At 49.3% G+C, this 18,355-nt stretch carries 17 protein-coding genes; 5 read left to right on the forward strand and 12 right to left on the reverse strand.

Annotation, left to right across the window (positions count from 1 at the left end; all coding sequences use genetic code 11):
* Positions 1–644 precede the first annotated feature (644 nt).
* From rplS to B0I18_RS12160, 6 genes are all read right to left on the reverse strand, one after another.
* On the reverse strand, positions 645–1,001 hold the full coding sequence (gene rplS, locus B0I18_RS12135; protein WP_106522989.1) for a 50S ribosomal protein L19: 357 nt from the start codon (positions 999–1,001) through the stop codon (positions 645–647).
* Between the two features lie 45 nt (positions 1,002–1,046).
* Positions 1,047–1,391: a 50S ribosomal protein L20 gene (gene rplT, locus B0I18_RS12140; protein ID WP_106522990.1), complete on the reverse strand. Its 345-nt coding sequence runs from the start codon at positions 1,389–1,391 to the stop codon at positions 1,047–1,049.
* Positions 1,392–1,442: 51 nt separating this feature from the next.
* Positions 1,443–1,640, reverse strand: coding sequence for a 50S ribosomal protein L35 (gene rpmI / locus B0I18_RS12145; RefSeq protein WP_106522991.1), 198 nt, complete (start codon positions 1,638–1,640; stop codon positions 1,443–1,445).
* Between the two features lie 135 nt (positions 1,641–1,775).
* Complete coding sequence (glmS, locus tag B0I18_RS12150) at positions 1,776–3,617, reverse strand: glutamine--fructose-6-phosphate transaminase (isomerizing) (protein WP_106522992.1); 1,842 nt, start codon at positions 3,615–3,617, stop codon at positions 1,776–1,778.
* A gap of 12 nt (positions 3,618–3,629) precedes the next feature.
* Positions 3,630–4,952, reverse strand: a complete 1,323-nt coding sequence (locus tag B0I18_RS12155) for a DUF4270 family protein (RefSeq protein WP_181358442.1) — start codon at positions 4,950–4,952, stop codon at positions 3,630–3,632.
* 118 nt (positions 4,953–5,070) lie between these two features.
* Positions 5,071–5,898 (reverse strand): glycogen/starch synthase, encoded by an 828-nt coding sequence (locus B0I18_RS12160; RefSeq protein ID WP_245882090.1) that lies wholly within the window; start codon positions 5,896–5,898, stop codon positions 5,071–5,073.
* Between the two features lie 279 nt (positions 5,899–6,177).
* On the opposite strand from B0I18_RS12160, the gene panC reads away from it, so the two are divergent.
* Positions 6,178–7,020 (forward strand): pantoate--beta-alanine ligase, encoded by an 843-nt coding sequence (panC, locus tag B0I18_RS12165; RefSeq protein WP_106522994.1) that lies wholly within the window; start codon positions 6,178–6,180, stop codon positions 7,018–7,020.
* Between the two features lie 138 nt (positions 7,021–7,158).
* Positions 7,159–7,689 carry a 30S ribosomal protein S16 gene (rpsP, locus tag B0I18_RS25420; protein ID WP_106522995.1) on the forward strand — a complete coding sequence of 177 codons (531 nt, stop codon included), beginning with the start codon at positions 7,159–7,161 and terminating at the stop codon, positions 7,687–7,689.
* Positions 7,690–7,875: 186 nt separating this feature from the next.
* Here the strand turns inward: rpsP and pyrE are convergent, their stop codons facing one another.
* Positions 7,876–8,505 carry an orotate phosphoribosyltransferase gene (gene pyrE, locus B0I18_RS12175; RefSeq protein WP_106522996.1) on the reverse strand — a complete coding sequence of 210 codons (630 nt, stop codon included), beginning with the start codon at positions 8,503–8,505 and terminating at the stop codon, positions 7,876–7,878.
* A 125-nt stretch (positions 8,506–8,630) separates the two neighbouring features.
* Between pyrE and B0I18_RS12180 the strand changes: the two genes are divergently transcribed.
* Entirely contained in the window at positions 8,631–9,266 is a 636-nt protein-coding gene (locus tag B0I18_RS12180) for an NUDIX hydrolase (protein WP_181358443.1), read from the forward strand.
* Positions 9,267–9,284: 18 nt separating this feature from the next.
* Here B0I18_RS12180 and coaD read toward each other — a convergent pair whose 3' ends face one another.
* Positions 9,285–9,743, reverse strand: coding sequence for a pantetheine-phosphate adenylyltransferase (gene coaD, locus B0I18_RS12185; protein ID WP_106522998.1), 459 nt, complete (start codon positions 9,741–9,743; stop codon positions 9,285–9,287).
* 214 nt (positions 9,744–9,957) lie between these two features.
* On the opposite strand from coaD, the gene B0I18_RS12190 reads away from it, so the two are divergent.
* Positions 9,958–11,235: a DUF2130 domain-containing protein gene (locus tag B0I18_RS12190; protein WP_106522999.1), complete on the forward strand. Its 1,278-nt coding sequence runs from the start codon at positions 9,958–9,960 to the stop codon at positions 11,233–11,235.
* Between the two features lie 620 nt (positions 11,236–11,855).
* On the opposite strand, the gene B0I18_RS12195 is transcribed toward B0I18_RS12190, so the two are convergent.
* Both B0I18_RS12195 and B0I18_RS12200 read right to left on the reverse strand, forming a co-directional pair.
* A complete protein-coding gene (locus B0I18_RS12195; RefSeq protein WP_106523000.1) occupies positions 11,856–12,413 on the reverse strand; it encodes an RsmD family RNA methyltransferase in 558 nt (185 codons plus the stop codon).
* The gene (locus B0I18_RS12200; RefSeq protein WP_106523001.1) at positions 12,401–13,210 is read right to left on the reverse strand and encodes a DUF3822 family protein; all 810 of its coding nucleotides are present in this window, start codon (positions 13,208–13,210) and stop codon (positions 12,401–12,403) included. Before B0I18_RS12200 ends, B0I18_RS12195 begins: the two co-directional genes overlap by 13 nt.
* 114 nt (positions 13,211–13,324) lie before the next feature.
* Between B0I18_RS12200 and B0I18_RS12205 the strand changes: the two genes are divergently transcribed.
* Entirely contained in the window at positions 13,325–14,656 is a 1,332-nt protein-coding gene (locus B0I18_RS12205; RefSeq protein WP_106523002.1) for an MATE family efflux transporter, read from the forward strand.
* A gap of 557 nt (positions 14,657–15,213) precedes the next feature.
* Here B0I18_RS12205 and B0I18_RS12210 read toward each other — a convergent pair.
* Positions 15,214–16,002: a PPK2 family polyphosphate kinase gene (locus B0I18_RS12210; protein ID WP_106523003.1), complete on the reverse strand. Its 789-nt coding sequence runs from the start codon at positions 16,000–16,002 to the stop codon at positions 15,214–15,216.
* A gap of 125 nt (positions 16,003–16,127) precedes the next feature.
* Positions 16,128–18,353: a hypothetical protein gene (locus B0I18_RS12215; protein WP_146146731.1), complete on the reverse strand. Its 2,226-nt coding sequence runs from the start codon at positions 18,351–18,353 to the stop codon at positions 16,128–16,130.
* Positions 18,354–18,355: the final 2 nt, after the last annotated feature.

Below are 18,355 nucleotides of genomic sequence, written 5' to 3' on the forward strand. Positions count from 1 at the left end.
CCGCGTAGACCTTGATATCTGTGCCGCAGCCAAGTTCACCCCGTTTCCTTTTCAAAGTTCCTACTTCTTTTATTTATCTCTTTTTTATCTAAAGGGCCGCGGCGCTGCGAAAAAATAAATAGGAACAGGTTAACCGGATCGCTTTGTCTGGCCCAATATGCTTCCTTACCTTTTTTTAGATGTCGCCGCAGGGTCTCCTGCAAAGGGACCCTGCGGCAGGCTGGCAAAAACAGCGATGTCCCTTACAGTAACTATCGCGACGAAAGTCGGCCGACCTGTTTGAGGGCTCGCGGTAGTGCCCCGTTTTATTCGTAGCGAGACGCTACGAATAGGGGAGGAATAAGGCAGGGTAATTGGCAGGAGCTTGCGTCTACGGATACTACCAATTGTGATTATATGTTGTCTTTAGGGTTGTATGGGAGGGGCTGTAGGTGTCTGCAGGTGTGCAGCGTATTTCAGCTGCAGTAAGGCCTGTAAATAGCACCACTATGCTGGTCGATCTGAGACAGGCGTTGGCGGTGCACGATGCCTGGTGCTTGCGGGGCCGGGTGGTGATCAGCGGGATCAGGGTAGGGCAGGTAACGAGAAAACCCTGCAGTACAGGTACTGCAGGGTCAATCAAATTTATTTCGAAATAACGAAGCTTATTTAGTAGCTTGTTTTTTCTCTTTAATACGGGCAGATTTACCGAAGCGTTCGCGCTGGTAGTAAAGTTTAGCACGACGAACGCGGCCTTTTTTATTCACCACGATGGAATCGATGTTCGGGGAGAATAAAGGGAACAGACGCTCAACGCCAACACCGTCAGAGATCTTGCGCACTGTGAACGTTTGTGTAGCACCCTGGCCCTGACGTTTGATCACGTCGCCTTTGAACGACTGGATACGCTCTTTGGCACCTTCGATGATCTTGTAGTTAACAGTAATATTATCACCGGCTTTGAAGGCAGGAATTTCTTTTTTGGTATTCAATTGCTCGTGTACAAAGGCAATAGCTTCCATTTTTTTATAATTTTAATATGTGGGTAAAGGCTTTACGTAAAAAAATTATTTTACCTCAGCTACTAATTTTTTGAAACTTTCCGGCTCATTCAGCGCCAGGTCAGCCAATACTTTACGGTTCAGGTCGATACCTTTTACCGACAGTTTATTCATGAACACGGAATAGCTCAGGCCTTCCTCACGAACTGCTGCGTTAATACGGGCGATCCACAGGGTGCGGTATTCGCGTTTCTTTAATTTACGACCTACATATTTGTAACCAAGGCCTTTTTCTAATACGTTTTTGGCTACCGTATAGACGTTTTTGCGTTTGCCATAAAAGCCTTTCGCTTGCTTAAGTATTCTTTTCCTCCTTGCACGCGATGCTACAGCGTTTACTGAACGTGGCATAATTTATTTGTTTTTAAAATTTACTGATTCTTAAATAGAGTAAGCAGCGGCTTATCTCATGTTCAACATTCTCTTAACCAAAGGCAGGTTGGCACTATGTACAAATACAGAACCATCCAGACTACGCCTGCGGCTTGCAGACTTTTTAGTCAGAAGGTGTTTCCTGAACGCCTTACGACGGGAAATCTTACCTGTACCGGTAACTTTAAATGTTTTTTTAGCCCTTGAGTGTGTTTTTACTTTTGGCATGTTATTTAATTTGGGAGTGCAAAGGTAATCAAAATTTCATCCAATTACCGGAAATTGATAAAAATATTTTTAAATTTAAGATTGGAAGTCGTATGACCTCCAATCTTAAATTTTAATTATACGTATAAAGTATTGTTATTCTACTGTTACTGATTTAGCCAGGTTACGCGGCTGGTCTACATTGGTACCACGCATCAGGGCGATATGGTAAGACAGCAACTGCAGCGGCACTACCGTCAGCAGCGGGCTCAGGATCTCTTCCGTAGCCGGGATCTCGATGGTATAATCGGCCAGGGCTTTGATCTCTACATCGCCTTCGTTCACCACGGCGATCACCTTGCCTTTACGGGCTTTTACTTCCTGTATATTGGATACGATCTTATCGTGAGCGCTTTCGTTGGTCGCCAGCACCACTACCGGCATCTGCTCGTCGATCAGGGCGATAGGGCCGTGTTTCATTTCGGCAGCAGGATAACCTTCGGCATGGATATAAGAGATCTCCTTCAGTTTCAGGGCGCCTTCCATAGCTACAGGGAAGTTGACACCGCGACCCAGGTAAAGGAAGTTGGTGGCATCCTTAAAGCGTGAAGCGATTTCCTGGATCTGGGCATCCAGCTTCAGGGTCAGCTTGATCTTTTCCGGGATGTTCTGCAGTTCGTACAGTACCTGGCGCAGGTAAGATGTGGATATGGAGCCTTTATGCTGGGCAATTTGCAGCGCCATCAGCGTCAGGATCACGACCTGGGTAGAAAAAGCTTTGGTGGAGGCTACACCGATCTCCGGACCCGCGTGGGTGTAGGAGCCTGCGTGTGTTGCCCTCGGGATCGAAGAGCCGATTACGTTACAGATACCATAGATCAGGGCCTGGCGTTCTTTGGCAATTTCGATGGCTGCGAGGGTATCGGCAGTTTCGCCGGATTGGGAAATGGCCAGTACCACATCATTTTCGGTAATGATGGGGTTACGGTAACGGAATTCGGAAGCATACTCTACTTCTACCGGTACACGGGCCAGTTCTTCGATCAGGTATTCGCCCAGCAAACCGGCATGGTACGAGGTACCGCAGGCCGTAATGATAAAACGTTTGGCCTGGTTAATACGGTTGATGTATTCGCTTACTCCGCCCAGCTTGATCCAGCCTTCGGAGGCGCTCATCCTGCCCCGTACCGCATCAGCGATTACTTTGGGCTGTTCGTAAATTTCTTTCAGCATGAAATGTTCGAACCCGCCTTTTTCGATGGCTTCGAGGTCCATTTCCAGTTCTTCTATAAACGGTGTTTTCTCTACATTACCCAGGGTCTTTACCTGCATTCTCCCGTTGCGGGGAATTACAGCATACTCCTGGTCGTCGAGGTAAACTACATTTTTGGTGTATTCGATAATCGGCGATGCATCGGAGGCTACGAAGTATTCGTCTTTGCCTACGCCTACTACCAGCGGGCTGCCTTTACGGGCGGCAACGAGTACGTTCTCATCTGTACGGTCGATCACAACGATGGCATAAGCGCCTACAACTTCGTTGAGGGCGATACGTACGGCATCTTCAAGCGAAAGGTTTTCCTTCTGTTGTACCTCTTCGATCAGGTTGACCAATACTTCGGTATCGGTATCGGACTTGAACTCGAACCCGCGTTTTTTCAGCTGTTCTTTGATCGTAGCATAGTTTTCGATAATGCCGTTGTGGATTAACGCGAGCCGGCCGGAGTGCGAAAGGTGGGGGTGCGCGTTAACATCGTTGGGCACACCATGGGTAGCCCAGCGGGTATGCCCGATACCGATGGTACCGGCAATATCCTGGTCGCCTGCAAAGTGTTTCAGGTCGGCTACTTTACCCGCTTTCTTGTACAGGTTCAGGTCGCCCTGGTTCAACATAACAACGCCTGCGCTGTCGTAACCCCTGTATTCCAGTCTTTGGAGTCCTTTAACGAGGATAGGGTAGGCTTCTTTTTTACCTATGTAAGCAACTATGCCACACATATTGTTCGAGGTTTAATTTGTTTTGGTGTAAATGACGTCCAGACGGAGTTTTGTATCAGCAGCGCCGTTAAGCCCGCCGGCAACCATCCTGTAGGCTCCGATCGTGGCGGTAGACGAACTGATACGCAATTTTAATTCTTTTTTTCCAGCATTGAGCGCCAGTTGCAGTTCCCTTGGGAAATTAATGGAGTACTGGGTATATTTTGTACCGTTAATAGTTACATCGCGCGGCTTACCGTCTACAAAGGTATAACCGTTGGCCGAAGGACTGCCGGCATTGGTCAGCAGGTCGGCCAGGGTATAGCGGGTACCATCGGGGTTAACGCCCATGGGCACAAGCTGTGTAGGACCGGTGTAATAGTTGTCCAGTCCGAGTGGCATACAGGTAAGTATTAACTCGGCCTTGTTGATAACCGATGGTGGTATCTGGTCGATATTCTTGATCGTGATCTCGGAATAGAAGCCGGGGTAGCCCTGGATGATTATAGAATCCCTGGTCGTAGCATTGGTACTGCCTACATATTTGTCCGAAGTCGTACTGAGGCGGTTCCGTACGATGCGGTTGGAAAAGGCGCAATTGGTGTAATTGAACGGGAAGGTGATTTTCCGGGGACTGCCTGTTGTCGTGTTATGGACATAGAAATCGATCCTTGCCGTAGTATTCGTCGTATTGCCGTTCAGCGAAACGTAGGAAACCCTGCGTTGCAGCGGGGAGGAGCCCGGAGTAGGCGCGATATAAAAACCTTTTACAAACGAAAGGAAGGCCGCGGTACTGGAATACTTGCTGGTATCGGCCGTTACCAGCTCATTGATGAACGATTGGTTTAACGGGATCCGCATTTGCCCGGCAATGGTATCGATAGGCGTGCGGATGGTATCGAACGTGCTTTTGTAGTCGAAAGACCCGCCGCCGATCGGTGTCGTATTATGGGTAAAATCGGTAAAGGCATAATAAGGCAGACCGGTTCCTCTTTTAAAATTGTCGTCGGTAACACGGTATACACTCAGGTTGATGACATTGGACGCTGTACGGCTGGTATCGCCATACACATTCGATACGTAAGGCAGGCAAATGCTTGCCGAGTCAACCACGACATCGGTAGGGAACTGGGTAAAAGAAATGGAAGGTATGAACTGTACAAACAGGCCCGACTCCGAACTGCCGAAAAACGGGTCGTCCGAAATTTTGCCGATGCCGGCATAGAAGTAGGTAGAGTCGTTCGTGATCAGGGAATCGTATTGCGTTACGGCCAGGTTCGGCGTGAAGAAAGACTCGTTCAGGCCAAAGGTGTGTATATTATCGATATCAGGAATAAGACGGCCGGGCTTGGTCACGCTTTTTTCCCTACAGGCAACCAACGAAAAAAAGCCTGCGCATAGCGTAAAGGCTTTTAAACTACTATTAAATGTGGTTTTCAATCTTCTATTTTTTGCAAATGTGATTAATCTGGTGCTATTCCTGTGTTAGGCTTTGGTAAAGTTCAAAAAGCGGATCGATATTTTCCATCCATTCGTCGCTGTAGGATACCACTTTTTTATGCCGGCCCGATTTAAATTCGGACAGGGAGGTATCTTCCAGGCCGGGCTCTCCGTGCACGATAACATCGGCATATTTACAGGCTCCGTAAATTAACGCCTCGTTATCGCTTTTATTGTAGGGCTCCAGTTCTTTGTCCTTGATGGCGGCACTGTTCATTACCATTTTAACAAAGCCTTCTCCCAGCGATTCTTCAAACTGGGGGCGCTGTGCCGTGAAAATGGTTTTTGAATGTACAAAAACGGGTTCTTTTTTATACGCTGTCTTGAGGAATAACGGTACCAGCGAGGTCATCCAGCCATGGCAATGGATAACATCGGGCGGCCAGCCGAATTTTTTAACGATCTCCAGGGCGCTCTTACAGAAAAAGATAAGACGCTCGGGATTGTCGTCGAAGAAGTGCTGGTGTTCGTCGCGGAATACGGCTTTACGTTTAAAGAAATCTTCATTATCCATAAAGTAAACCTGCAGACGGGCGTTGGGCAAAGAAGCGACCTTGATCAGCAATGGATGGTCCTCCTTATCTACTACCACGTTAATCCCTGAAAGACGAACTACCTCGTGCAAACGGTGCCGGCGCTCGTTGATGATGCCGAAACGCGGCATAATAACCCTGATCTCCATACCGGAGTCAAATGTTTTAACCGAAAGCTTATTTAAAATAGTTGCAAAATCCGTAAGTTCTAAATAGGGTGATAACTCGTTGGTAACGATGAGTATGCGCTTCTTGCTTTGTATTGACATGAACAAATGTGATTGTTTCCAAAAGAATTTTGAATATTACTAAATGCGTACTCCCTTACCGGGAAGACCTATCCTTCATAGCGATTTAGGTAATATTTCCGTGTTCCGGTGACTATTTTATCTGCATTTCGTCAAAAAAACTTTACCGAAAATGTAAATAATATAATCAATTTCACGTAGGTTTGGCGGCAAAGGTACGAAAATATTATAAATTATGAGGCCTCTTCCTTTATCTATGGGAGGAAAAGCAGGCTGTACCTGGTTATTAAATAATCCTGCATGTATATTTTTCACAAAAGCGAAGCGCTGAAAGCCTACCTGGACGAGCAAAAGGCCGCCGGTAACAGCAGCGGATTCGTACCTACTATGGGCGCCCTGCACCAGGGTCATCTTTCGCTGATCCGCCAGGCCCGTACAGAAAACGGGATAGCCGTCTGTAGCATCTTTGTTAATCCCACCCAGTTCAACGATCCCCAGGACCTGGCCAAGTACCCGCGTACGATCGAAGCCGATATTGCTTTGCTGATCGAAGCCGGCTGCGATGCCTTATTCCTGCCCGAAGTAGATGAAGTATATCCCGACGGACAGCAACTGAAGGAGCCCTATGACCTGGGGTACGTGGAAACTGTGCTGGAAGGGGCATTCCGCCCGGGGCATTTCCAGGGCGTAGCGCAGGTCGTAGAACGCCTGTTGCTGCTTACCGCGCCGGACCGCCTTTACCTCGGGCAAAAAGATTACCAGCAATGCATGGTGCTCAAACGCCTTATCGAACTGAAGCAACTGCCCGTAACGCTCCATATTGTACCTACCTCGCGCGAGGCCGACGGCCTGGCCATGAGCTCGCGCAACCGCAGGCTTACCGAGCCGCAACGCGCCCTGGCCGGCCTGCTGTACCAATGCCTGGTATCGATACAGGTAAAGAAAAACCTGCAGCCTTTTGCCATTGTACAGAAAGAATGCCGGGAAATATTAGAGAAAAAAGGCTTTCGCCCCGATTATATCCAGCTGGCCGATGCAGATACGCTCGAACTGCTGGAGGAGTATGACGCGAACAGGCCGGTAGTAGCGCTGATTGCCGCTTTTATAGGCGATATACGGCTGATCGATAACCTTATTTTATAAAAAGCAGGCGAATCGGAGCCTGGGAAATATCATCCGGATTTATAAATTATTTTAAAATCAACCGGGTTTAGTTTCGAAAAAAAGTGCTACCTTCGCCGTCCGAATTTTATTTATTTACCCTAAACAATTTCCATTTCTATGGCGGTTAAAATCAGAATGCAACGCCACGGGTCTAAGAAGCGCCCGTTCTATTTCATCGTAGCTGCAAACAGCACATCACCCCGTGATGGTAAATTTATCGAGAAGCTGGGTACTTACAACCCACTGACCGTTCCTGCAACAATCCGTATTAACAACGAGCGTGCGCTTGACTGGTTACAGAAAGGCGCTCAGCCTACCAATACGGTGCGTCGTATCCTTTCTTTCAAAGGCGTACTGTACATGAAGCACCTGATGCGTGGTGTATCTTTAGGCCTGTTTGACGAGGCTGCAGCCAACGAGAAATTCGAAAAATGGAATGCTGAGCACGAGCAACTGGTTGCTAAACGTGAAGAAACTCACCGCAAGCACAAACAGGACAAACGTCACAGTGTTTCCCAGGAATCTGTACGTCGCGTTGAAGAAAAACAAGCTGTTAAAGCTGCAGAAGCTGCTGCTGCTGCTGCCGAAGCAACTCCTGAAAACAACGAAGAAACTCCTGCTGAACAAGCTCCTGAAACTGAAGCATAATTTCAGGGTTCACAACGAAGCTAAAAGAAGAGGATACAGTGCTGACACTGTATCCTCTTTGTTTTTATGGGCGGTAGCAGGAGGCTGCGCGCCCTGCGGATGGGAGTGGATCGGTGAACTAATAATAACAAGCCCCGGCTGCGGTATGCGGCCGGGGCTTTATTGATATTACGTACAAGTCGGTATTTATTTTCCCCAGGTAGCGGGCGAGAGGCGCCATTCCTGCAGCTTTTCGCTGTCTTCGGCTTTTACCAGGCTGAGGCTGGTCGCCACTTCCATAAGGGCGGTATAATTACTTAAGGTGATCAGTTTTACATTGGCTTTTTCAAAGGCTTCTTCGGCCTGCGGGAATCCATAGGTAAAGAGCGCGCACATACCGATCACATCGGCGCCGGCATCGCGTAAGGCCTGTACCGCTTCGAGACTGCTCATTCCGGTAGACACGAGATCTTCGATCACGACTACCTTCTGCCCGGGTGTCAGCACGCCTTCGATCTGGTTGGTGAGGCCATGTCCTTTGGGTTTGCTTCTTACATAAATAAATGGAAGACGCAGCAGGTCGGCAGCCAGTGCACCATGCGGGATACCGGCAGTAGCTACGCCAGCCAGCGATTCGGCATCGGGAAAGGCTTCCAGGATGGTGTTGGCCAGTTCACTTTTTACATAGTCCCTGACATGCGGGAAGGAAAGGATTTTACGGTTATCGCAATACACGGGCGATTTCCAGCCGGAAGCCCAGGTATAGGGTTCCTCAATATTTACCTTTAGTGCTTTGATCTGAAGCAGTTTTTCTGCGAAAATGGATGCTGTACTCATTAAGGGGCAAACTTACAGCTTTATCGGCAATAGGGGAATTATTATTATTTTTTTTCGTGCTTCATTGCCTACCTTCGCAAGAAGGGTATACGAACAGACAGTATACCCGTAAATACATCTGCTACATGATCTTCGTCCGTAAAATTTATATCAACAACAAGCTTTTAATCCTCACCAATGCAGCCGACAAATATATAACCGAACACCCGATTGCTTCCGGTTACCTGTTGCTTACCGGCGCTTTCAGCCGGCATTTCCGCCAGGCGCAGCAGCACCTGGGACAGATGCGGAGCCTGGGCGCCATTATCGAAGATATATCGGTAGAGGCCCTGCTGGAAGAGTTGCATAAAGCGTACGAGCCTATCGAAGCGGCGGGCGGTGTAGTGGTTAACCCCGATGGCGGCGTACTGATGATCTACCGGCGGGGTAAATGGGACCTGCCCAAGGGCAAACGGGATGAGGGCGAAAGTATCGAGGACTGCGCCGTACGTGAAATTATTGAAGAAACCGGTTTGCCGGAACTGAAGATCGTAGACAAGATCTGCGAGACCTTCCACGTATATGCCCAGGGTGGTGTGGAGCTGCTCAAGACCACCCACTGGTACAATATGAAATCAAAAAAGAACTTCGAGCTGCATCCGCAAAAAGAGGAGAACATACTCGAAGCCCGCTGGGTAGCCGAGAAAAAAATCGGCTTATACATGCACCAGTCCTACGAAGCGATCAAAGAGGTGCTGCGCGCCTCGGGCAAACGCTGGTAAGGGGCCGGTATTACTGATTTACCATTTTACCTCTTTAGGGATAAACAGGTCTACATTGCCGCCATTGCGGATCACATCACGCACCAGGGTAGAAGATATCGTCGAATACTCGGGGGTGCAGGGCAGGAAAATGGTTTCTACACTGCTTTCCAGCATGCGGTTCATATCTGCGATCGCTTTTTCATACTCAAAATCGCTCACGTATCTTACGCCCCGTAAAATGAACTGGGCGCCGATCTTCCTGCAAAAGTCGACGGTAAGCCCCTCGTAGGATACCACCTCGATGCGGGAGTCGCCGGCAAATACCTCGCGGATCCAGCCTACTCTCTGTTCGGCCGAGAACATGGGTTGCTTGTTGGAATTGATGCCCACGCCGATCACCAGTTTGTCGAAAAGGGCCACGGAGCGTTGTATGATATCGATATGACCTTTGGTAACAGGGTCGAAAGAGCCGGGAAATAAACAGGTGCGCTGCATGATTTTCAGGTTGCTGATTTTTAAATGTTTGCAAGGTAAGCATTCCCCTTTTAATTTAGTGCGGCTTACGGTGGTGGTTTTGCGGCAAGGCCGATACCCATTTTATACACCCGGCCGATCCCGACTGGTTTCCCGTAAATTTGTGCCGGCAATGTGGTGTGCGGCCTGGTAAACGGGGTGTGGTTGTAATTGAATTTCAAATCTTTTTAGCAATATGGCTACTATGATAAAATGCCCGAACTGTAGTTCGGATTTCCCCCTGGAAGATGCATTAAACGATGAGTTGAAGGAAAATATCGAACGGGAAAAGCAGGCGCTGCGTAAGCAAATGCTCGATTATAAAAAAGTGAAGGAAGAAGAGCTGTCGCAGAAAGACGAACAGTTCAGGCGGCAGATGCAGCAACAGGAAACCCAGTTGCGGGAGCAGATGGAAGCCGCCCTGCGCCAGCAGAACGAGCAGGTGGAAGCCGCTATGCGCAAAAAACTTACCGCCGACTTCGAGCACCAGATGCAGGTTTTGCATCAAAATGCCGCCGATAACGAAGAAAAACTGAAAGAGGCCCGCAAAAAGGAAATCGCCTTCCTGCAGATGGAAAAAGCGCTGAAGGAAAAAGAGGCCGAAATGGAACTGACCCTGCAACGCCAGCTGATGACGGAACGGGAAAAGCTGAAGGAACAGGCAGCGCGCGAACAGGCCGACCGCATGCAGGTAAAGGAACAGGAGTTTCAGCTGCGTACCAAAGAGCTGGAAAAACAGATCGAAGACCAGAAAAAGCTGGTGGACGAAATGAAACGCAAGGCAGAGCAGGGCAGTATGCAGATGCAGGGCGAGGTACAGGAGTTATTGCTGGAAGAGATGTTGCAGGCTACTTTCCCTTTCGACCTGGTGAGCGAAGTGGGTAAGGGTGTAAGAGGCGCAGACTGTATCCAGACGGTACGTAACCGTTATGGGGCAGAAGCGGGTAAGATCATTTACGAAAGTAAAAGGACCAAGGATTTTGCCAATGACTGGATCGAAAAACTGAAAGCCGATATGCGCCAACTGGGCGCCGACATTGCCGTGATCGTAACCCAGGCTTTCCCGAAAGATATGGACCGCTTCGGGGAGAAAGACGGGGTATACATCTGTTCGTTTGCCGAAGTAAGAAGTGTGGCCTTGCTGCTGCGCAACGGGTTGCTTAAGGTGGCCGACGTACGGATAAGCGGGGAGAACAAAGGGGATAAGATGGTCATGTTGTACGATTACCTGACGGGACATGAGTTTGGCGAGCAATGGAAAGCGATACGGGAAGGGTTTATGAGTATGAAGCTGAGTATCCAGAAGGAGCGCGACGCTATGGAGCGCTTGTGGAAAGCCCGCGAAAAACAACTGGAAAAAGTACTGCTTAATGCGGCCCATATCCGTGGTTCGGTAGAAGGCATTGCCGGCGCCGATTCCGTTAACCTGAACCTGCTCGATGAAGGGGATGGCGGCGATTTACTTATGGAGTAGTTGCCCTTTAGTAAAGCCAGCTAATCGATGAGATCCTTCGCTGCGCTCAGGATGACAACGGTCCTCCTGGTGCTTGATGCGTGACACGTTAATACGGCCAGCTAACTGCTGAGATCCTTCGCTGCGCTCAGGATGACAATCGTCCTCTTGATACTTGCTACTTGATACCTGATACTAGAAAATGAGCTCCTTCGCTGCGCTCAGGATGACAATCGTCCTCTTGATACTTGCTACTTGATACCTGATACTAGAAAATGAGCTCCTTCGCTGCGCTCAGGATGACAATCGTCCTCTTGATACTTGCTACTTGATACCTGATACTAGAAAATGAGCTCCTTCGCTGCGCTCAGGATGACAATCGTCCTCTTGGTACTTGATCCTTTACACGCTGGTAAAGCCGGCTAACTGCTGAGATCCTTCGCTGCGCTCAGGATGACAGCGGTCCTCCTGGTGCTTGATGCTTTCACGCTGGTAAAGCCGGCTAACCGGTGAGCTCCTTCGCTGCGCTCAGGATGACAATCGTCCTCTTGATACTTGCTACTTGATACCTGATACTAGAAAATGAGCTCCTTCGCTGTGCTCAGGATGACATCTAACATCTAATATCTAAAACCTAACATCTAAGCTCCCTCTTCCTCCTCCTCGTAACCAAAGAAAGAAAACAGCGTCGTGCCATAATTTTTTACACGGAGGAAGCGGGCATGGTCTTCATAATTGTTACGGGGCGTATGTTCCAGGATAAACAGGCCGTCCTGTTCCAGCAGGTCGCGTTCGAAAATGATGTCCGGTATCATATCGATCTCAACCAGGGCATAAGGCGGGCCGGCGAATATAAAATCGTAGCGGTCGCTACATTGTTTCAGGAATTTGAATACCTCGACCTGCAATAATTTGATCTGGCTGAAACCGAATTCTGCTGCCGTTTTACGGATAAACGCAGCCATATTTTTATCCCTTTCAATAATGGTAAGATCGGTAGCGCCCCGCGAGGCCAGCTCGTAGCTGATGCTGCCGGTACCGCCGAAAATATCCAGCGATTTAATGCCTTCGAAATCGATCGAGTTTTGCAGTATATTGAACAAACCTTCCTTGGCAATGTCTGTAGTGGGCCGGGTATGCGGCATCTGACCCGGCGGATTGATTCTCCTGCCGCCATGGGTTCCGCCTATGATACGCATGATAATAACCTGTTTAAAAAGAGAAAAGAAGCATCGGCATCAGCGCCGGGAATATGGGCATGGGGAAAATAAGCCTGCAGCTCGCTGCCTATTGCGCTGATCGCGGGTGCATAACCCGACAGGTGCACGGCAACATCTTCGGCCTTGGGAACCGCGCCAGCCGTGGCCCCGCCTATTTTACACACGATATCTTCTACCGAATCGAAGGTGCAAACCTGGTGATTGATCAGTGTACCCTTATGGTACATGCTCAGGATCATGGTACCCGCCAGGCAAATGATGTCGGCGTGGTAGGACTGCCCGTTGGGGGCAGGAGCCTGCAGGGCAGGACCTGTAACCGCATTCAGGGCTGCTTCCTGGAAATATTTATTGAACATGGCCCCGAGTTTATTGCTGACCGGGAAGGCCACGCGGGCCGGCAATGGCGCAGCCACGGTGCTGTACAAAACCGACTCCGAACTCTCTACAAAATGAAATTGCTGCATCCACAGGGCTGCGGTTTCGGTGCTGAACAGGGCCTCCGGTACGAGGAAGTTTCGTTCGTCGGCGATCCAGATATGGGTTACCGGCTGCGGACCGGCCACCAGCGGCTCATTAACAAAGATCGCTTCGACCTGGTCGGTATCCCAGGCTTTGGCAAACGAAAATACTTTGACCGAAAGCGGCGTGCAAGCTATATCGTAACCGGCAATACATAATCCCTTATCCCAGAGTACGAGGTGTAAAGTGTGGATATTGGTAAGCGGATCCGTATGTGTGTTGTAATTCCAGACCGGTTGCAGAAATTCCTGTTTCATGTTATCGTTTTCGGTTAGTGCCTCTCTTGTATAAAATATTTATGCCCCAAAGTGATACAGCGCAAAATTAATAGAATATTTTTGTCGGCGCTAATAAATACCATTAACCGTCCAATGCAATTTTCTGTCTCCAACCGCCAGATCCTGAAGCTTGCCTTGCCCATATCGATGTCGCTGCTTATCCCGCAGGTCAGCTTTATGGCCAATGCCGTATTCCTGGGCCGGCTCGGGCAGATGCCTTTGGTGATTAACGGGTTGTGTAGTATTTTTTACCTGTTGCTCACTTTTATCGGTTTCGGCCTCAGCAACGGGATCATGGTACAGCTTTCGCGGCGTGCCGGCGAGGGCGACAACGAGGGGCTTGCCCGCACATTGACCAATGGCGCATTCCTGGCGGCTTTTTGCTCGCTTGGTCTCATGATGTTTTCTTTCTGGATGGTGCCTTACCTGTTCGGGTACAGCCTACGCGACGATGCCGTGTTTTACGGCACTATCGATTTCCTGTATTTGCGTATCTGGGGCCTGCCATTCCTGATGCTGACCCAATTGGTCAACGCCTTTTACATTGCTACCAATCGCTCGCGCCTGCTGATCTATGGCGCATTAATGGCCAACCTGGTCAATATCGGGCTGGACTACTGTCTTATTTTTGGTAAATGGGGCTTTCCCAATATGGGTCTTAAAGGTGCTGCCATAGCGTCGATCGTGGCCGAGATCATGTATTTTCTTGTGATGTACGGCCTGTTTTTCGCCAAGCGGCTGTATGAGCAATATCCTGTATTCCGTTACCTGCATTTCGATATCAACATTTCCAAACAGACGCTGAAGGTGGCCGCACCGCTTATTGTGCAGTATATTTTCAGCATCGGCGGCTGGCAGATTTTTTACTTTTATGTAGAGCATCTCGGGGTTACCGAACTGGCAGTATCGCATATCCTGCGTAGCGTACTGGGTATCGTCAGCATCGGCACCTGGGCGCTCGCTTCTACCTGTAACACGATGGTCAGCAATGTGATCGGGCAGGGTAAGGCCGGGCATGTAAAACTGCTGGTACGCAAAATACTGGTGCTGAGCTTTGGTTATGCCTTCCTGATCTCCATCTTCCTGATGATCTTCCCTCATGCCTTCCTGAGCACTTATAGCAATGACGCTTCGGTGATCGATATGGGGATGTCCAGCCTTCGGGTACTGGCGCTTTCTTCCCTGGTTATGTCGCTGGCCACGATCTGTTTTAACGCTGTGGTCGGTACGGGCAATACGCTGATCAACCTCTCTATCGAAGTGTTCTGCGTTTGTATGTACGTGGTATATATTACCATCGTGGTAGAACGTATGCGGGCGCCGTTGTATATGGCCTGGGCCTCCGAATTTGTCTACTGGACCTGCCTGCTGCTGACTTCCGGCACTTACCTCCTGTCCGGCAAGTGGAAGGGGAAGCAAATTTAGTATCAGGATGTTAGATAGGAGATGTTAGATATGAGATGTTATGCCGAGTCTTTTGCACTTATACGCCCTCTATTAAGATCCTTCGCTGCGCTCAGGATGACAATGACTCCCTCCGTAAGGTAAGGGCTTTTTGCCGCTTATACGCCCTCCATTAAGATCCTTCGCTGCGCTCAGGATGACAATGGACTCCTTCCGTAAGGCAAGGGCTTATGCTGCTCATTCGCCCTCTGGTAAGATCCTTCGCTGCGCTCAGGATGACAATAACTCCCTCGGTAAGGTAAGGGCTTATTGCTACTCATTCGCCCTCTATTAAGATTCTTCGCTGCGCTCAGGATGACAATAACTCCCTCGGTAAGGTAAGGGCTTATTGCTACTCATTCGCCCTCTATTAAGATTCTTCGCTGCGCTCAGGATGACAATAACTCCCTCGGTAAGGTAAGGGCTTATTGCTACTCATTCGCCCTCTATTAAGATTCTTCGCTGCGCTCAGGATGACAATAGTCTCCCTCTAATATCTAATATCTCACATCTAACATCTCAAAATTCAAAACTCAAAATTACTTCTTCAACCCCGGGTAGTTCATTTTCAACCCTTTTAAGGTGTCGCGCAGCAGGGTGGCCACCTGGTAGGATTTGTACCAGTTCTGATCGGAAGGGATGATGTGCCAGGGTATACTGCTACAGCCTTCAAAGGCTTCTTCATAATATTTACGGTAATCATCCCAGCGCTCCGACTCCTTGAAGTCGCTTTCGTTATACTTCCACATTTTACGGGGAATATGAATACGCTCCTGCAGGCGCTGTTGTTGCTCCTTGTGCGAGATGTGCAGGTACAGCTTCAGGATCTGCGTATGGTTGTGACGGCTCAGCAACTGTTCGAAGTCTTCTATCGCTTTCATTCGTTCCAGAGCCGTATGGTCGTCGCAGGTGCCGTGTACACGGGTTACCAGTATGTCTTCGTAATGCGAGCGGTTAAACACCTGGATGATGCCTTTTTCCGGGGCCTGTTTGTGTATACGCCAGAGGAAATCGTGTGCCGTTTCTTCGGCAGTAGGCACTTTAAACGAACTCACCTTAACGCCCTGCGGGTTCATCTGTCCGAATACATCGCGGATCAGGCCGTCCTTGCCGGCAGCATCCATGCCTTGTATCACCACCAGGATCGAATGTTTGCTTTCTGCATACAACAGGTTCTGCAGTTCATCCAATTCCTGTACGATAGCCAGGGTTTTCTTTTTAATCTCGTCTTTGTCGAGTTCTTTAGGCGCCCGGGTATCGATCTTTGACAGGTCGTAACCTGCAGGGACGCGGGATTTTACTTTTGTTTTCGTTTTTGCTTTGGCCATAATAAAAAGATTGTTGGTATAAAAATACGCAAAAACCGTACCGGTCTGTTTAAAAAGAACAAGACCTGTCAGCAGTAGATACTAACAGGTCTTGTCCTTTTATGTTGTCCGCAGGGCGAAAAAGCTTAGTCGTTTTCGTCGAGTTTCTGCAGTTGTTTGCGGTAGGCTTTGATAAAGATGGCGCCCAGGTTGCGGTTGGGCGGTATATAATCGCTGAACAGGTCTCTTTCATGACTGCCCTTCGAAGCGAAGTAGCGGCCCAGCGTAGTCCAGGAACTGATCCAGTCGATATTACGGCCCTCGAGCAATTGGTCGAACATATTACGGATGATCGGTTCGTTTACGGTATACGATCCTACCTGTTTGGTCGAAATGATATTGGCATCGGGGGCTTTATCGAGTACGGTAGCCAGGTTATGGTAACCGCCGCAGGAGCCCAGCATCACCACTTTTACGTCGGGGGTAAGTCTTTCCAGCGAACCGCCCAGGTGGTAGCTGTGACCGCGGTGGATCACCATGGTGGGCACGATATCGTGTTCGTCCATGTAAGTAGCCAGCGCGCGTTGTGCTTCTTCATCCTTAGGTTCGCTCAGCGGCAGGTTGGCATAAACAATAATCGGGTGGGCACCGGTAGACGTATAGGTAATCCATTGTTTATTGGTTACGCTTTTCCATTTAGCCGCCGGGAAGTTGGATTTGAAGCTGGCGAACGAGGTTTTGCCATCTTCGTCCCCGTAGAAGAACGTTTGCACCACCACCTGGCCTTTGGCATTGCGCAGGGCATCGTAAGGTACATAGGTAATCGGTGGTATCAGGTCGTCGAGGTCGCCGCTCAGGGCCTCCGAGTTTTCTGCACCTTTAAAAATAGTACTGAGCAGGCCATATACGACAATGCCTTTTTTGGTCTGGTTCTTACGTTCGTAATTGCTGATCACCTCGTCCTTAAGAAAAGCCGCCAGCTTGGGATCGGTAATACTGCCGAAGGCATCGGCCACATCCACGGCATCTTCCAGCTCATCTTCCGTGCCCTTGTCCAGGTCGGAAACAAACTCTTTCATCAGGGCCATCTTTTTACTTTCTTCCATAGTGGCCAGAAACGAGGAAAGCGTATTGTACCCTGCAGCCATACGGATAAAGGTGCGGAAGTGCGATTTTTTAACCTGCTCCAGCAACTGGTCGCCGCTTTTGGGTTTCATACGTTCCAGCATACGGTCAAACATCCAGGTAAAGCTACTGGTATAGATCTCGTCCTGGCTGGCGATCATCATAAAGTACAGGTCTTCGGCGCCAAAAGGCAGCAGGGACTTAAAGCGCGTGGCATTGGGGGCATCGTGCAGGCGGTTTACTTCCCGCACAAACTGGAGCCCGCGGTAATTGATCTCTGCATCGATGGTTTTATCGGCTATAGTTTCGCCCTGGGTTTTAAGACGTACCAGGTTCTGATAATACGCTACCGGGTTGTTGGTAATCGCGTCGATCTGTGCAACCGTCTTCCGTTTGTTGTAGATGTCGCCCAGGAAGGGCAATACTTTCAGCGGGGTGCGCGATTCGGAGGCGATGCGTACAATGGTCTGCACCAGCGGATCTTTATTGCGCCGTACCACATTACTGAGCATACTGGTGGAGGTGGCGTAGGTAAGAATAGTGCCGGGCACCACTTTCGCGGCAGCGGCTACCACCGGGTCGGCATAAGGTTCTTTGGCAAACTCTTTCAGCCGTTTGATCATCATCTCGGGGTTCTGTTTGCCGATAGCTTCAAATACATAACCCTTGGCATCCGGGTGGTTATCGAGGAGGTCGCTGTTGTCGAGCGTATAGATATTGGCATTCTCCTTTACATAGTCCATGATCCGGTTCTCTTCGATCGCTATAATAATCTCTTCGAAGTTGCGTACCGATCTTTTGATATAGGTAGCATTGGCTACGGTAAAGGTTTTGGCATTAAGCCGCTTCATCATATTTTCCAGGGCACGGTGGTAGCGTACCTTGGTCTGGTCGGCAGCACCGGTACCGGCAAGGTTCTCAATGTGTATCTCGATCAGCGGTACATCGCGTAGCAGGGCCTGGGTAAGCACGGCCGAGGTGGCCTTGTCGTCGAGCTCTATCTTGCCGTCTACGCTGCCATCACGCAGGTCGGCTGTGCGTACCTGTTTGGCCACGTTGTCGGTAAAGCGCTGGCGGTTAATGGGGATCGGCTTTATGAGCGTATCCACCTCCCAGGGCTGTAGCTGTTCGGTTTTTTCTTTTTTCTTTTTCTTCTTCTTTTTCTGGGCAAAGGTATCGGTATAGCTCAGCATCGATATGCCTGTAACTGCTACCAGCAACCATGCCGTTCTTTTCGGTAAGTTCATCA

It is taken from the genome of Taibaiella chishuiensis, from assembly GCF_003014535.1.
In the GTDB taxonomy this organism is placed as follows: domain Bacteria; phylum Bacteroidota; class Bacteroidia; order Chitinophagales; family Chitinophagaceae; genus Taibaiella; species Taibaiella chishuiensis.

Coding starts and splice junctions, on each gene's coding strand:
- panC (WP_106522994.1), top strand. CDS start 6,178: ATGTATATTTTTCACAAAAGCGAAGCGCTGAAAGCCTACCTGGACGAG.
- B0I18_RS12160 (WP_245882090.1), bottom strand. CDS start 5,898: ATGTCAATACAAAGCAAGAAGCGCATACTCATCGTTACCAACGAGTTA.
- rpmI (WP_106522991.1), bottom strand. CDS start 1,640: ATGCCAAAAGTAAAAACACACTCAAGGGCTAAAAAAACATTTAAAGTT.
- rplS (WP_106522989.1), bottom strand. CDS start 1,001: ATGGAAGCTATTGCCTTTGTACACGAGCAATTGAATACCAAAAAAGAA.
- B0I18_RS12210 (WP_106523003.1), bottom strand. CDS start 16,002: ATGGCCAAAGCAAAAACGAAAACAAAAGTAAAATCCCGCGTCCCTGCA.
- pyrE (WP_106522996.1), bottom strand. CDS start 8,505: ATGAGTACAGCATCCATTTTCGCAGAAAAACTGCTTCAGATCAAAGCA.
- coaD (WP_106522998.1), bottom strand. CDS start 9,743: ATGCAGCGCACCTGTTTATTTCCCGGCTCTTTCGACCCTGTTACCAAA.
- B0I18_RS12215 (WP_146146731.1), bottom strand. CDS start 18,353: ATGAACTTACCGAAAAGAACGGCATGGTTGCTGGTAGCAGTTACAGGC.
- B0I18_RS12180 (WP_181358443.1), top strand. CDS start 8,631: ATGATCTTCGTCCGTAAAATTTATATCAACAACAAGCTTTTAATCCTC.
- rplT (WP_106522990.1), bottom strand. CDS start 1,391: ATGCCACGTTCAGTAAACGCTGTAGCATCGCGTGCAAGGAGGAAAAGA.
- B0I18_RS12190 (WP_106522999.1), top strand. CDS start 9,958: ATGGCTACTATGATAAAATGCCCGAACTGTAGTTCGGATTTCCCCCTG.
- glmS (WP_106522992.1), bottom strand. CDS start 3,617: ATGTGTGGCATAGTTGCTTACATAGGTAAAAAAGAAGCCTACCCTATC.
- rpsP (WP_106522995.1), top strand. CDS start 7,159: ATGGCGGTTAAAATCAGAATGCAACGCCACGGGTCTAAGAAGCGCCCG.
- B0I18_RS12200 (WP_106523001.1), bottom strand. CDS start 13,210: ATGAAACAGGAATTTCTGCAACCGGTCTGGAATTACAACACACATACG.
- B0I18_RS12205 (WP_106523002.1), top strand. CDS start 13,325: ATGCAATTTTCTGTCTCCAACCGCCAGATCCTGAAGCTTGCCTTGCCC.
- B0I18_RS12195 (WP_106523000.1), bottom strand. CDS start 12,413: ATGCGTATCATAGGCGGAACCCATGGCGGCAGGAGAATCAATCCGCCG.